The sequence below is a fragment of the Pseudomonas sp. FG1 genome (genome assembly GCF_034313875.1).
Taxonomy (GTDB): domain Bacteria; phylum Pseudomonadota; class Gammaproteobacteria; order Pseudomonadales; family Pseudomonadaceae; genus Aquipseudomonas; species Aquipseudomonas veronii.
The window spans coordinates 3,795,418-3,808,811 of the sequence record NZ_JAVIWP010000001.1 but is presented as its reverse complement, the minus strand read 5'-3'; the positions used below and the strand labels follow the sequence as shown (position 1 = coordinate 3,808,811).

The window sequence follows — 13,394 nt, the reverse complement described above, 5'->3', positions numbered from 1 at the left end:
AACAGGGGTGGTGCCGAAACGTACTTGAGCCGTGGCGAACAGGTGACCTACATAGATGTGGGGGCTGCCGGCTTGCGCGTATTTTTTTCGCCGGGATATTGCCCGCAACTACTAAAAGTCCATAATGGACAAATTAGTTTACAGCGGAGTTCCCCATGTCCAGCACGCCCCATGTCATCCAGCAGGCCCAAGCGCGCGAGTTACTCGCTCAGATCGACGTGCCCCAGATCCTGCACAAGCTGTTCCGCGACCTCGCCGCCGGGCTGGCGGTGCAACCGCCGCAACAGTTAGTGGCGTTTCCGAAGGGCGCCGGCGACTTCATCAACTACCTGGGCGTGCTGGCCGAGGACGGCGTGTACGGGGTCAAGACTTCGCCGTACATCGTAGGGGAGCAAGGGCCATTGGTGACGGCCTGGACGCTGTTGATGTCGATGCACAGCGGCCAACCGTTGCTGTTGTGCGATGCCCATGAACTGACCACCGCACGCACCGCCGCCACCACGGCCCTCGCGGTGGACGCCCTGGCGTCATTGGCGGCCCGGCGCCTGGCGATCATCGGCAGCGGCAAGGTCGCCCAGGCGCACTTGCGCTACGTGCAAAACCTGCGGGACTGGCAGCACATCAGCCTGTTTTCACCGAGCCTGGTCAGCGCCAGCCCCGCCACCCTCGCGCAGCTCACCAGCCTCGACCCTCGCCTGAGCATCGCCGACAGCTGCGCGGCGGCCGTGGCGGATGCCGACGTGATCATGCTGTGTACCTCGTCGGCCGGCCCGGTGCTCGACCCGGCGCACCTGAGCAAACCGGCGCTGATCACTTCGATCAGCACCAATGCGCCCCGCGCCCATGAAGTGCCGCCCCACAGCCTTAACGCGATGCAGGTATTCTGCGACTATCGCCAGACCACTCCGGACGCGGCCGGCGAAATGCTGATCGCCAGCGAACAGCACGGCTGGGACAAACGCGCGGTGATGGGCGACCTGCCCGAGCTACTCAGTGACATGGCACAGCGCCCGGACTACCAGCGCCCGGTGTTTTTCCGGTCCATCGGGCTGGGGCTGGAAGACATTGCACTGGCTAACGCGCTGTACCAGCTGCAGCGCTAACCCCACCTTCAGGAGATGTTCATGAGCCACGCAGACTTCATCATCATTGGCGGCGGGATTGCCGGCGCGTCCACGGGTTTCTGGCTGTCGCCCCACGGCAAGGTACTGGTGCTGGAGCGTGAGGCCCACCCCGGCTATCACTCGACCGGGCGTTCGGCCGCGCTCTACAGCGCCGCCTACGGCACCCCGCAAGTGCGCGCACTGACCCTGGCCAGCCGGGCGTTTTTCGACAACCCGCCCGCCGGTTTCTGCGAACACCCGCTGCTCACGCCCCGGGGCGAGATGACTGTGGACTTCAGCGGCGACCCGGCCGAACTGGACAAGCAATACCTCAGCGCCAAGGCCACCGTGTCGCAGGTCGAACGACTGAGTGCCGACGAAGCCTGTGCGCGCTTGCCGATCCTGCGGCGCGACAAAGTCCATGGGGCGATCTACGACCCGACCGCCAGCGACATCGACACCGACGCCCTGCACCAAGGCTACCTGCGCGGCATCCGCCGCAACCACGGCGAAGTGCGGACCGACAGCCATGTGCTGGGCCTGAGCCGCACTACCGATGGCCTGTGGCACGTACAAACCCAGCATGAAACCTGCACCGCGCCGATCATCATCAACGCCGCCGGCGCGTGGGCCGACCATATCGGCGGGCTGGCCGGCGCCGCGTCCGTCGGCCTGCAACCCAAGCGTCGTTCGGCGTTCATCTTCGCCGGCCCCGAAGGCATGGACAGCCACGCCTGGCCGATGCTGGTGGCCCTCGACGAAGCGTTCTACATGAAACCCGATGCCGGCATGTTCCTCGGTTCGCCGGCCAACGCCGACCCGGTGGAACCCCAGGACATCCAGCCCGAAGAACTGGACATCGCCATGGGGATCCACCAGATCGAAGAAGCCACCACCCTGACCATCCGCCGCCCGACCCGCACCTGGGCCGGCCTGCGCAGTTTTGTCCACGACGGTGATTTGCTGTCCGGCTTCGATCCGCGGGTGGCCGGGCTGTTCTGGGTGGCGGCACAGGGCGGGTACGGCATACAGACCTCGCCCGCGATGGGCCAGGCCAGCGCGGCCTTGGTGCGCGGCGCGGCGCTGCCGGAGCCACTGGCGCGGTTCGGCCTGGACGCTGGTATGCTCTCCCCCGAACGCCTGGAGCCGCATTGATGAACACCGCTGAACAAGACAAGGTCCTGCAGAACTTCCGTGCGATCGCCGATGCGATCGCCACGTTGTTCTTCCCCCACGCCGAAGTGGTGCTGCACGACCTGCGCACGCAAAAGGTCGACTACATCGCCAACAACTTGTCGAAACGGGCCATCGGTGACGATTCGGCGCTGGAAGACATGCTGAGCGACGACATCCGCGAAGTGAATATCGGCCCCTACGAAAAGCTCAACTGGGACGGTCAGAAAATCCGCAGCCTGAGCACCGTGCTGCGCGACCACAAAGGTCGCCCGCTGGCCGTGCTGTGCATCAACCTGAATATCTCGCTGTTCGAAAACGCCAAGGCGGCGCTGGACCTGTTTCTGTCACCCAGCAAGCTGATCCCGCAACCGGACTCACTGTTTCGCGATGACTGGCAGGAACGGATCAACACCTTCTTGCACGCCTGGCTGCGCGAACGCCAGTTGAGCCTGAACCTGCTGACCCGCGACCACAAGCGCGAGCTGGTGCTGGCGCTGCACGCCGAAGGCGCGTTCAAGGGCAAGAGCGCCTCGAACTACGTGGCCAATGTGTTGGGCATGGGGCGGGCAACGGTCTACAAGCACTTGAAGGAACTGAAGGGCTGAAGCCGGCAGCCGCGATCAAATGTGAGAGCGGGCTTGCCAGGGCTCGACAGCTCTCACACTGACCTACAGCGTTTTCAAGTGCGTATTCAGCATCAGTCGCCGTAGATATCGGACTTGAAGTACTGCGCGGAAATCTTCTGGTACTCGCCATTGGCGCGGATGCCGTCGATGGCCGCATTCAACTCACTGACCAACGCGCTATTGCCCTTGCGCACCGCAATGCCGGCGCCCTCGCCCACGTATTTCGGGTCTTTGAGCTCCGGCCCGACAAACGCATAACCCTGGCCTCGCGGCAGCGACAGGAAGTCACTCAGGGGGATGGTGTCGGCAAAGATCGCATCCAGGCGCCCCGCCGCCAGGTCCATGTAGATTTCTTCGTTATTGCTGTAGCGCTTGACGTTGATGCCCTTGGGTTCGAACACCTCGGTAGCATACCGGTCGGTGGTGGTGGCCCGCTGCACGCCGACGGTCTTGCCTTTGAGGCTGGCGTACTGGTCGTCCACCACCGCGCCGTCCTTCATCACCAGGCGCGATGAGGTGAAGTAATACTTGTGGGTGAAATCCACCGACTTCTTGCGGTCTTCGTTGATGGTCATGGACGACAAGGCCATGTCGATTTTCTTCACTTTCAGCGAAGGAATCAGCCCATCGAACTCGCCTTCGACCCACACACACTTGACTTTCATCTGCGCGCACAAGGCGTTGCCGATGTCATAGTCGAACCCGACGATTGTGCCTTCCTGGGTCTTCGATGCGAACGGCGGGTAAGCTGCCTCGATGCCGATGCGCAGGGTTTTCTCGGCGGCCAGGGCGTGGCCGCAAGCGAACAGGCTCAGGGCCAGGGCGGTGATGAGGGAGCGTTTCTTCATGGTCGTGGTCTCGCAAGTTATTGTCGATTTGGCAAGATTGAAGAAAAAGTCAGGCAGGTTTTTTGTACTTATAAATCCATAATGGACTTTAGCGTATTTTCCGTCAATCGCTTCCAGGCAACCCACGCACGGGGCTCAGGTGCAGGGGGAATCGGCTTCGGCGTGAGCGGATGGCGGGATCAGCGAAGCCAGGTATTCGCCAAACCCGCCCTGGCACTTGTAGTCCCGACGCGCGCTGGTAATCACCGGAATGGTGGCCGTCCAGGCGATCCGCGCGCCGGTCCGTTCAAGGTCGGCCACCAGGCGGACGTCTTCATCGGTGGCCAGGTGCTGAAACCCACCGGCGGTGCGATAGGCCTCGGCACTCAACCCAAGGTTTGCACCATGGATGTGGCGGTGGTTTTCGATGAATCGGTAGCGCTCCAGGTATTGCGCGCGCACCCGTTCGCCGTGCTCGTTCCAGCTGTCGACCTCGACGGTGCCGCACACCGCGTCAGCGCCAAACCCGAGCTGGCGCACCAGCCAATCCTGGGGAACCCGCGTGTCTGCATCCGTGAAGGCAAGCCACTGCACGCCGCGTTTGAGCAACGCCTCGGCGCCGACGGCTCTGGCCTTGCCCACATTCTGAAAACGCACGTCGAGTGTCGCCGCACCGTGGGCCGCCGCCAACGCGTCGGTGCGGTCGGAACAGTCATCCAGAACCACGAGTATCTCAACCGGGCGGCCGTCAAGCGCGGGATGTTCACTGGCGAGCCGCACAGAAGCGAGGCACTCGCTGATCTGCCGCTCTTCATTATGGGCGGGTATCACGACTCCTATCATTGGCGCTGCCTCAGTTGGCGAAGTATGTCCAGCTATCGACATAGCGCTGAGGCAGAAGGTTTAAACAATCTTGTGCCGCCGCCTGACGACGCGCATCGTTGCCGCCGTGCCTCCCCAAAAAATTCGCACGAATGGCTTGCCTTCGCCTCATAGAGTGGTGACGCTTAGGTATTTGGGTAACCGTCAAAGGGCAAGGCGCATGCATCGAGTCACCACGAGCCGTTTTTTCACCGGGCTGTTCGCCCTGCTGATGCTGTGCGCTACGTTGCCCAGCCTCGCGCAGGCTGCGTCTTCGCCGATCAGCGACCCGCGCAGTGTGCCGCTGCTGGCTGAAGACGCCAGTGTGCAAGACCTCAACGACCAACTCGACCTGATCCGCCAGAAAGTCACGGGCAGCGCCAACGACGACCTGCTCTCGACCTTGCGCCAGGCCGCCTTGCAGGTGCAAAAACAGGCCGACACCCTGGCCGCCAAACAAATCCTCGATCTTGAACACCTGGATGACCAGCTCAACGTGCTTGGCCCGGTACAGGTCAATGAGCCTCCCAGCCTGACCCAACAACGCAGCGCATTGACCCGGCAGAAGAACACCCTGCTCAACGAGCAGCGCCAGGCCAGCAGCCTGAGCCAATCCGCCAGCGACATGGCCGCGCAGATCTTCAGCCTGCGCCGCAGCCTCTTCGACTCACAGATCAGCACCCGCTCGGCGAGCCCGATCAGTGTGGTGTTCTGGTCCAACATCATCCGCCCGACCGACGACGATCTCAGCCGTTTACGCGGCCTGTACGCCGATGTACGCAGCGTGACGGACACCGCCGTGGCGCCGGGAAACCGCTGGTTTTTCGTGAGCATGCTGTTCAGTGCGCTGCTGGTCTGGGTGACGGGACGACGGGTGTTGGAGCACACGCTGGTCCGGCTGACGGTGCGCTGGATTCCCGAGGGCCGCCTGCGTCGCAGTGCCCTGGCGCTGGCGGTGGGGCTGGCCACCGTGCTGACCATCAGCCTGGCCGCCACGCTGCTGCGCTGGGGCGTGCTACGCGACACCGTGCCCAGCGCCGACATGCTCACGCTGCTCGATCAATTGCAGACCCTGGTGGTGTTCTGCGCCTTCATTGTCGGCCTCGGTCGCGCCCTGTTGATGCGTGCGCATCCGTCCTGGCGCCTGCCCCAGATCCCCGACCAGATCGCCGTCGCCCTGGGCCCCTTCCCCGTACTGATGGGCCTGGCCTTGATGCTGATCGGCACCCAGGAACGCATCAACAGCGTCATCGCCAGCAGCCTGGCACTGACCGCGGCGGTGAACGGCCTGACCGCGCTGGCTATCGCGCTGGTGTTCTTCTTCGGCCTGCTGCGTTACCGCCGCACCCGCCGCCGATACGCGCTTGAACGCATGAGCGGCATCGCCGGGCTGATTCCGTTTGTCGCCGGGACCTGGATCGGGATCAGCCTGCTGGCGCTGTTGAGCGGCTACCTGACCCTGGCTTACTTCCTCACCGTCAAACTGCTGTGGATGAGCGTGGTCGCGGCGACGGCTTATCTGCTGATCGCCTGCTTCGGCGACCTCTGCGAGACCCTGCTCTCGCCGAAACAGCCTGGCGGCCTGGCGCTCGGCTCGGCCTTGGGCCTGTCCGAACGCCACCAGGCACAGGCCAGCACGATACTCGCGGGCGTGGGCCGCACCCTGCTGATGTTCACCGCGGTGCTGTTGGCGTTCCTGCCCTCCGGCTCCAGCCCGGGCGAACTGCTGGCGGGCCTGACGCAACTCGACCTGGGCAGCAAGCCGCTGGGCAACCTGAACATCGCCCCTGGCGATATTCTGCTGGCCCTTGTCCTGCTCGCGATCGGCCTGTTCGGCGTGCGCGTGCTCAAGAACTGGCTCGGCGAACGGCTGCTGCCGGAAACCAACATGGACGCCGGCATGCGCGCCTCGCTGGTGACCCTGGTGGGTTACATCGGCTTCGTGCTGGTCGCGGTGGTGGTGATGTCCACGCTGAATATCAGCCTGACCAACTTGACCTGGGTGGTCAGTGCGCTGTCGGTGGGCATCGGTTTCGGCCTGCAGGCGATCGTGCAGAACTTCATCTCCGGCCTGATCCTGCTCACCGAACGCCCGGTCAAAGTCGGCGATTGGGTCAGCCTCGCGGGCGTCGAAGGCGATATCCGCCGCATCAACGTGCGCGCCACGGAAATCCAGATGTCCGATCGCTCAACGGTGATCGTGCCCAACTCGCAGTTCATCACCCAGAACGTGCGCAACGTGACCATGGGCAATGCGCTGGGCGTGGTCGGCATCACCCTGACCCTGCCGCTGGAAACCGATGTGCTGCAGATCCGCGAACTGCTGTTGACGGCATTCACCGAACACGAAGACGTGCTGGACACGCCGGCGCCGTCGGTGACGTTCAAGGACCTGACCGCCAACGGATTGGTCATCGGCGTCAGCGGTTACGTCAACAGCCCGCGCTCGGTGGGGACAGCCCGCAGCGACCTGCTGTTCACCGTCCTTGGGCGCCTGCGCGAACTCGGCGTGGCGCTGTCATCGCCGCAGAGTATGGTGCTGATCAATGAGGCGACGGAAAAAGCCTCGCCGGCCGATTAGAGCCCCACACAACCAAGCATCAGCACTCCGCCAATTGCGCCCTGATTTTTTCCACCACGCCCTGCATGGCCGGCAGATAGCGGCGGGCGGCTTCCTCAACTGACATCGCCTTGGCGATGTAGACCAGATTCAGGCAGCCCATCACCCGCTCCTCGTGCCTGATCGGAATCGCAATCGCGGCGATTTTACGCTCAAGGCCCCAGTGGGAATTGTTTTCGCCGTAGCCCTTGCCGAGGGTGTGCTCGACCAACCGATCGACAAAGCCGCGATCCGCCGCCAGCGCCGACTGTTCATCGTCGCGGCTGATCAACAACTCGATCAGCTCTTCGCGCTCGGCCGGCGGGCAGAACGCGAAGTACGCGCGCCCGATGGCGGTCATGAGCAAGGGTAAACGCCGGCCGACCATGGAGCGGTGAAACGACAGGCGACTGAAGCGATGCGTGGTCTCGCGTATCACCATGGCGTCGCCGTCCAGCGTACACAGGTCGGTGGGCCAGACCACTTGTTGCAGCAGCTCGCCGAGCAGCGGTGCGGCAATCGACGAAATCCATTGCTCGTCGCGAAATCCCTCGCTCAGTTCACGGACTTTCAGCGTCAGGCGATAGCTGTCATCCGACTCGCTGCGGCGCACGTAACCCTCGGCCTGCAAGGTCTCCAGCAGCCGGCGAACCGTGGTCCGGTGCAGCCCGCTTTGCTCGGCCAACTGCGCCGTACTGGCCCCGCCATCGAAACGATTCAAGCCGTTGATCAAGGCCAAACCCCGCATCAGCCCACGAACGGTTTTGTATTCTGTTTCGCTCATGGACGCTCCATTATCGTTTCAAATCAACGCTGTGCACCTGGTGCACACTAGCAGGGGTTTTCGTTGTCCACCAGCCTCGTGATTTCCATACTGCGCCCCACAAGAAATCCAAAAACGCTGTACGGAGATACCTATGAGTCTTGCACCCACTCCTTCCACATTGGAGCTGACCGCCGACGTTGCCATCGTCGGCGCCGGCCCTGTCGGCTTGATGATCGCCAATTACCTGGGACAACGTGGCGTGAACGTCACCTTGGTGGAAAAGCTCGACACCCTGATCGACTACCCCCGCGCCATCGGCCTGGACGATGAAAGCCTGCGCACGTTCCAGGCCGTCGGTCTGGCGGACAAGGTGCTGCCGCATACCACGCCTTGGCACGCCATGCGTTTCCTGACCCCCAAGGGTCGCTGCTTTGCCGATATCCAACCGAAAACCGACGAGTTCGGCTGGTCCCGTCGCAACGCGTTCATTCAACCTTTGGCCGACCGCGTGCTGTTCGACGGCCTGCAGCGTTTCAGCAACGTCAAGGTACTGTTCAGCCGCGAGCTAGACAGCTTTGAACAAAGCGACAGCGCGGTGGTGCTCAACCTCAAGGATCAGCATGGCCGCAGCGAACGCCTGAATGCCCGTTACCTGATCGGTTGCGACGGTGGCAACAGCCTGGTGCGGCGCAGCCTGGACATCAGTTTCGAAGGCAAGACCGCGCCCAATCAGTGGATCGTGGTCGACATCGCCAACGACCCGCTGGCCACGCCCCATGTCTATCTGTGCTGCGACCCGGTGCGTCCTTACGTGTCCGCCGCCCTGCCCCACGGCGTGCGTCGTTTCGAGTTCATGGTGATGCCCGGCGAAACCGAGACCGAGCTGAGCAAGCCCGAGAACCTGCGCAAGCTGCTGAGCAAAGTCTTGCCCAACCCCGACCGCATCGAGCTGATCCGCAGCCGCGTCTATACCCATAACGCGCGTCTGGCCGGGCGGTTCCGCCAGGGCCGGGTGCTGCTGGCCGGCGATGCCGCGCACATCATGCCGGTATGGCAAGGCCAGGGTTACAACAGCGGCATGCGCGATGCCTTGAACCTGGCGTGGAAACTCGCGCTGGTGATCAAGGGCCTTGCCGCCGACAGCCTGCTCGACAGCTACGAACAGGAGCGCCGCGACCACGCCAAGGCGATGATCAACCTCTCCGTACTCGCCGGCCACGTATTGGCGCCGCCGAAACGCTGGCAAGGCACCCTGCGCGATGGGGTGTCGTGGCTGCTCAACTACCTGCCGCCGGTCAAGCGCTACTTCGTGGAAATGCGCTTCAAACCGATGCCGCAATACACCCGGGGCGCGTTGATCGTGCCGACTGCAGCGGGCTCGCCGGTGGGCAAGATGTTCATTCAGCCAAAGGTCTTGACCGACGCCGGCACCACCGTGCTGCTGGACGAAGTGATTGGCGACAACTTTGCGATCATCGCCTGGGGCTGCGATCCGACCTGGGGCCTGTCGGCCACGCAAATCGCCCATTGGAAAGCCCTGGGCACGCGCTTCATCCAAGTGTTGCCGGACGTCCAGCTGCGAGTACCGAGCGATGCCGGCCAAGACGTGATCCGCGTGGGTGACAGCAGCGGGCGCTTGAAAGAATGGTTCGCGCTCGGCACCTCGTCCATCGCCCTGGTGCGTCCGGACCGCTTCCTCGCCGGCCTGGCCATCCCGCAAACCGTCGGCCAGGCCTGCGATGACCTGGCCCGGGCGCTCAAAGCCGTGCCACCGACCTCGGCGAACGCTGTTGTCAGCAAGGTCGCATGACATGAGCGCCTTTGTGCATTGTTTGTCTCATACGCCGTTGGTGGGCTACGTCGATCCGGCGCCGCATGTATTGGCTGAAGTCGACGGCGTGATCGACGCCGCGCGCGAGCGCATCGCCCGCTTCGACCCGCAGCTGGTGGTGCTGTTCGCTCCCGACCATTACAACGGCTTTTTCTACGACGTGATGCCGGCCTTTTGCATCGGCATGGCGGCCCACGCGATTGGCGATTTCGACACCGCCGCCGGCCCGCTCGACGTGCCCAAAGCGCTGGCCGAATCCTGCGCCCAGGCGGTGCTGGATGCCGGTGTCGATGCCGCGGTGTCGTATCGCATGCAGGTCGACCATGGGTTCGCGCAACCGTTGGAACTGTTGCTCGGCGGCTTGCAGCGTTGCCCGGTGATTCCGGTGTTTATCAACTCGGTGGCGGTGCCGCTGCCGAGTTTCAAGCGCGCCCGACTGTTGGGTGAAGCGATCGGCCAATGGGCCAAAGCGCTGGATAAACGTGTGCTGTTCCTCGCTTCCGGTGGTTTGTCCCATCAGCCACCGGTACCGGAACTGGCCAAGGTCGACGCGCGCATGGCTGACCGTCTGATGGGCAGCGGGCGTCAGCTCCCCGCCGATGAACGACAGGCCCGCCAGAACCGGGTGATTCAAGCCGCCCGCGCTTTCGTCGAAGACCCGAACAGCCTGCACCCGCTGAACCCGGCCTGGGATCAGCAGTTTCTCGACAGCCTCGAACAGGGCCGCATGCGCGACCTCGACAGCTTGGGCAATGACGCGTTGTCGGCGCTGGCCGGCAAGTCGACCCATGAAGTCAAAACCTGGGTCGCCGCCTTCGCTGCCCTGAGTGCCTTCGGCCCGTATCAGACCGAAGGCCGCTACTACCGCCCGATTCCCGAGTGGATCGCAGGTTTCGGTGCGCTTGGCGCACAGCCGCTGCCCCCCTCACCCATGAATTCAAGGAACACTGCCATGACTGCCACTGCTTTCAGTGAAGCCTCCACCAGCCGCTTTGCCCGTATCAAGGAAGGCGACCTGGACCTGCAACTGCACTACAACGACCTTGGCGAAGGCGCCAACACCGTGGTCATGCTGCACGGCTCCGGGCCGGGCGCGAGCGGCTGGGCCAACTTCAATCGCAATATCGAGCCGCTGGTGAATGCCGGTTTTCGCGTGATCCTGATGGATTGCCCCGGCTGGAGCAAAAGCGACACGATCGTCAGCGAAGGCTCGCGCTCGAACCTCAATGCCCAGGCGCTCAAGGGCCTGCTCGATGTGCTGGGGCTGGAGCGCGTGCACATCATCGGCAATTCGATGGGGGCCCACAGCACCGTCGCCTTCGCCCTGGAATACCCTGAGCGGATCGGCAAGCTGATCCTGATGGGCGGCGGCACCGGCGGCCCGAGTGCCTTCGTGCCGCAGCCCACCGAAGGCATCAAACTGATCGGCGCGCTGTACCGCGACCCGACCATCGAGAACCTGAAGAAGATGATGAATGTCTTCGTTTTCGACGCCAGCGGCCTCACCGACGAACTGTTCCAGACCCGCCTGGACAACATCCTGTCGCGCCGTGATCACCTGGACAACTTCGTCAAGAGCAGCACGCTCAACCCCAAGCAATTTCCGGATTTCAGCCACCGCCTGCACGAAATCAGCGCCGACACCCTGCTCGTCTGGGGCCGCGAGGACCGCTTCGTGCCGATGGACACCGGCTTGCGCCTGCTGGCCGGCCTGCCCCGGGCACAGTTGCACGTGTTCAACCGTTGCGGCCACTGGGCGCAGTGGGAACACGCCGAGAAGTTCAACCGCATGGTCCTGGACTTCCTGACCCACTGATCATCGAGGCTGACATGACACTGACTCAAGACACCCTGCAACAACTCGCCGCCGACCTGCGCCAGGCCGAAGACCACGGCGAAGCCATCGGGCCGCTGCGCGAGCGGATCGGTGCAGACAACGCCGCCGCGTATGCCATCCAGCGCCTCAACGTCGACCACGGCGTGGCCAACGGGCGCCGCGTGGTCGGGCGCAAGATCGGCCTGACCAACCCCAAGGTCCAGGCCCAGTTGGGCGTGGACCAGCCGGACTTCGGCACCCTGTTTGCCGACATGTGCTACGGCGACAACGCCACCGTGCCGAGCGGCCGCGTACTGCAACCGAAGATCGAGGCTGAAATCGCGCTGATCCTCGAACGCGACCTGCCCCGCGCCGACACCACATTCGCCGACGTGATGGCGGCCACCGGCTGGGTCGTGCCGGCCCTGGAAATCGTCGGCAGTCGCATCCAGGGCTGGAACATCCGCTTCGTCGATACCGTGGCTGACAACGCGTCCAGCGGCTGCTTCGTACTGGGCGGCCCGGCTCGACGTCTCGATGGGCTCGACCTGCGCCAGGCCAGCATGCGGATGACCCGCAACGCTGAAGAAGTGTCCAGCGGCAGTGGCGCCGAATGCCTTGGTCACCCGCTCAATGCGGCGGTCTGGCTGGCCTGCGCCATGGCGCGCCTGGGCGATCCGCTGCGCGCCGGCGACATCATTCTCACCGGCGCGCTGGGGCCGATGGTGGCGGTCGCTGCCGGTGATCGGTTCGAGGCCGAGATCGACGGCATCGGCCGGGTCGGCGTGAACTTCTCGGTAGACAGTCGCGCCGAGTAATCGGCGACTTGCGTGCATATGAGGCAATAACAATGAATAAACTCAAAGTCGCCATCATCGGTTCCGGCAACATCGGCACCGACCTGATGATCAAGATCCTGCGCAACGCCAAACACCTGGAAATGGCGGTCATGGTCGGCATCGACCCGGCCTCCGACGGCCTCGCCCGCGCCCAGCGCATGGGCGTGGCTACCACCCACGAAGGCGTCGAAGGCCTGACCCGCATGGACGTGTTCCAGCACATCGACTTCGTCTTCGATGCCACCTCGGCCGGCGCGCATGTGCAGAACGATGCGTTCCTGCGCGCGATCAAGCCCGGCATCCGCCTGATCGACCTGACACCGGCAGCCATCGGTCCGTACTGCGTGCCGGTGGTGAACCTGGAGCAGAACCTCGATCAGCTCAACGTCAACATGGTCACCTGCGGCGGCCAGGCGACCATTCCGATGGTCGCCGCGGTGTCGCGCGTGGCCAAGGTGCATTACGCCGAGATCGTCGCCTCGATCGCGAGTAAATCCGCCGGCCCCGGCACCCGCGCCAACATCGACGAATTCACCGAAACCACGTCCAAGGCCATCGAAGTCATCGGCGGCGCGGCCAAGGGCAAGGCGATCATCGTGATGAACCCGGCCGAGCCGCCGTTGATCATGCGCGACACGGTGTTTGTGCTGTCCGAAGCGGCGGATCAGGCGCTGGTCGAAGCCTCTATCGTCGAAATGGCGGCGGCCGTGCAGGCTTATGTGCCGGGCTATCGCCTCAAGCAAAACGTGCAGTTCGACGTGATTCCGGCAGATGCGCCGCTGAACATTCCTGGCCTGGGCAAATTCTCCGGCCTGAAAACCTCGGTGTTCCTCGAAGTCGAAGGCGCCGCCCATTACCTGCCAGCCTACGCTGGCAATCTCGACATCATGACCTCCGCAGCCTTGGCTACCGCCGAGCGCATGGCGCAGTCGATGCAACAGGCCTGAGGA

The 13,394-nt window shown here is 63.7% G+C and carries 11 protein-coding genes and 1 pseudogene; 9 read left to right on the top strand and 3 right to left on the bottom strand.

Annotation, left to right across the window (positions count from 1 at the left end; all coding sequences use genetic code 11):
• Positions 1-155: 155 nt before the first annotated feature.
• The 3 genes from RGV59_RS17690 to RGV59_RS17680 are packed head-to-tail and all read left to right on the top strand — an operon-like array spanning position 156 to position 2,884.
• The gene (locus tag RGV59_RS17690) at positions 156-1,103 is read left to right on the top strand and encodes an ornithine cyclodeaminase family protein (RefSeq protein ID WP_126587214.1); all 948 of its coding nucleotides are present in this window, start codon (positions 156-158) and stop codon (positions 1,101-1,103) included.
• A 21-nt stretch (positions 1,104-1,124) separates the two neighbouring features.
• Positions 1,125-2,258, top strand: coding sequence for an NAD(P)/FAD-dependent oxidoreductase (locus tag RGV59_RS17685; RefSeq protein WP_104903473.1), 1,134 nt, complete (start codon positions 1,125-1,127; stop codon positions 2,256-2,258).
• Positions 2,258-2,884, top strand: a complete 627-nt coding sequence (locus RGV59_RS17680) for a helix-turn-helix transcriptional regulator (RefSeq protein ID WP_017847913.1) — start codon at positions 2,258-2,260, stop codon at positions 2,882-2,884. The genes RGV59_RS17685 and RGV59_RS17680 overlap by 1 nt, the downstream gene beginning before the upstream one ends.
• 92 nt (positions 2,885-2,976) lie before the next feature.
• Here RGV59_RS17680 and RGV59_RS17675 read toward each other — a convergent pair whose 3' ends face one another.
• A complete protein-coding gene (locus tag RGV59_RS17675; RefSeq protein WP_017847914.1) occupies positions 2,977-3,753 on the bottom strand; it encodes an ABC transporter substrate-binding protein in 777 nt (258 codons plus the stop codon).
• A gap of 135 nt (positions 3,754-3,888) precedes the next feature.
• Positions 3,889-4,575 (bottom strand): glycosyltransferase, encoded by a 687-nt coding sequence (locus tag RGV59_RS17670; protein ID WP_126587213.1) that lies wholly within the window; start codon positions 4,573-4,575, stop codon positions 3,889-3,891.
• A 199-nt stretch (positions 4,576-4,774) separates the two neighbouring features.
• Between RGV59_RS17670 and RGV59_RS17665 the strand changes: the two genes are divergently transcribed.
• A complete protein-coding gene (locus RGV59_RS17665; protein ID WP_126587212.1) occupies positions 4,775-7,174 on the top strand; it encodes a DUF3772 domain-containing protein in 2,400 nt (799 codons plus the stop codon).
• 19 nt (positions 7,175-7,193) lie between these two features.
• On the opposite strand, the gene RGV59_RS17660 is transcribed toward RGV59_RS17665, so the two are convergent.
• The gene (locus RGV59_RS17660; RefSeq protein ID WP_126587211.1) at positions 7,194-7,976 is read right to left on the bottom strand and encodes a DNA-binding transcriptional regulator; all 783 of its coding nucleotides are present in this window, start codon (positions 7,974-7,976) and stop codon (positions 7,194-7,196) included.
• A gap of 133 nt (positions 7,977-8,109) precedes the next feature.
• On the opposite strand from RGV59_RS17660, the gene RGV59_RS17655 reads away from it, so the two are divergent.
• The 5 genes and pseudogenes from RGV59_RS17655 to RGV59_RS17635 all read left to right on the top strand — a co-directional run bounded on the left by RGV59_RS17655 (position 8,110) and on the right by RGV59_RS17635 (position 13,391).
• On the top strand, positions 8,110-9,768 hold the full coding sequence (locus RGV59_RS17655) for a bifunctional 3-(3-hydroxy-phenyl)propionate/3-hydroxycinnamic acid hydroxylase (protein ID WP_126587210.1): 1,659 nt from the start codon (positions 8,110-8,112) through the stop codon (positions 9,766-9,768).
• 1 nt (position 9,769) lies between these two features.
• Positions 9,770-10,708, top strand: a pseudogene (gene mhpB, locus RGV59_RS17650) (3-carboxyethylcatechol 2,3-dioxygenase); the annotation flags it as partial.
• A gap of 33 nt (positions 10,709-10,741) precedes the next feature.
• Complete coding sequence (locus RGV59_RS17645; RefSeq protein ID WP_046484027.1) at positions 10,742-11,605, top strand: alpha/beta fold hydrolase; 864 nt, start codon at positions 10,742-10,744, stop codon at positions 11,603-11,605.
• Between the two features lie 14 nt (positions 11,606-11,619).
• Positions 11,620-12,423, top strand: coding sequence for a 2-keto-4-pentenoate hydratase (gene mhpD / locus RGV59_RS17640; protein ID WP_017847921.1), 804 nt, complete (start codon positions 11,620-11,622; stop codon positions 12,421-12,423).
• A 32-nt stretch (positions 12,424-12,455) separates the two neighbouring features.
• On the top strand, positions 12,456-13,391 hold the full coding sequence (locus tag RGV59_RS17635; protein ID WP_090234805.1) for an acetaldehyde dehydrogenase (acetylating): 936 nt from the start codon (positions 12,456-12,458) through the stop codon (positions 13,389-13,391).
• Positions 13,392-13,394 lie beyond the last annotated feature (3 nt).

Coding starts and splice junctions, on each gene's coding strand:
- RGV59_RS17690 (WP_126587214.1), top strand. CDS start 156: ATGTCCAGCACGCCCCATGTCATCCAGCAGGCCCAAGCGCGCGAGTTA.
- RGV59_RS17685 (WP_104903473.1), top strand. CDS start 1,125: ATGAGCCACGCAGACTTCATCATCATTGGCGGCGGGATTGCCGGCGCG.
- RGV59_RS17680 (WP_017847913.1), top strand. CDS start 2,258: ATGAACACCGCTGAACAAGACAAGGTCCTGCAGAACTTCCGTGCGATC.
- RGV59_RS17675 (WP_017847914.1), bottom strand. CDS start 3,753: ATGAAGAAACGCTCCCTCATCACCGCCCTGGCCCTGAGCCTGTTCGCT.
- RGV59_RS17670 (WP_126587213.1), bottom strand. CDS start 4,575: ATGATAGGAGTCGTGATACCCGCCCATAATGAAGAGCGGCAGATCAGC.
- RGV59_RS17665 (WP_126587212.1), top strand. CDS start 4,775: ATGCATCGAGTCACCACGAGCCGTTTTTTCACCGGGCTGTTCGCCCTG.
- RGV59_RS17660 (WP_126587211.1), bottom strand. CDS start 7,976: ATGAGCGAAACAGAATACAAAACCGTTCGTGGGCTGATGCGGGGTTTG.
- RGV59_RS17655 (WP_126587210.1), top strand. CDS start 8,110: ATGAGTCTTGCACCCACTCCTTCCACATTGGAGCTGACCGCCGACGTT.
- RGV59_RS17645 (WP_046484027.1), top strand. CDS start 10,742: ATGACTGCCACTGCTTTCAGTGAAGCCTCCACCAGCCGCTTTGCCCGT.
- mhpD (WP_017847921.1), top strand. CDS start 11,620: ATGACACTGACTCAAGACACCCTGCAACAACTCGCCGCCGACCTGCGC.
- RGV59_RS17635 (WP_090234805.1), top strand. CDS start 12,456: ATGAATAAACTCAAAGTCGCCATCATCGGTTCCGGCAACATCGGCACC.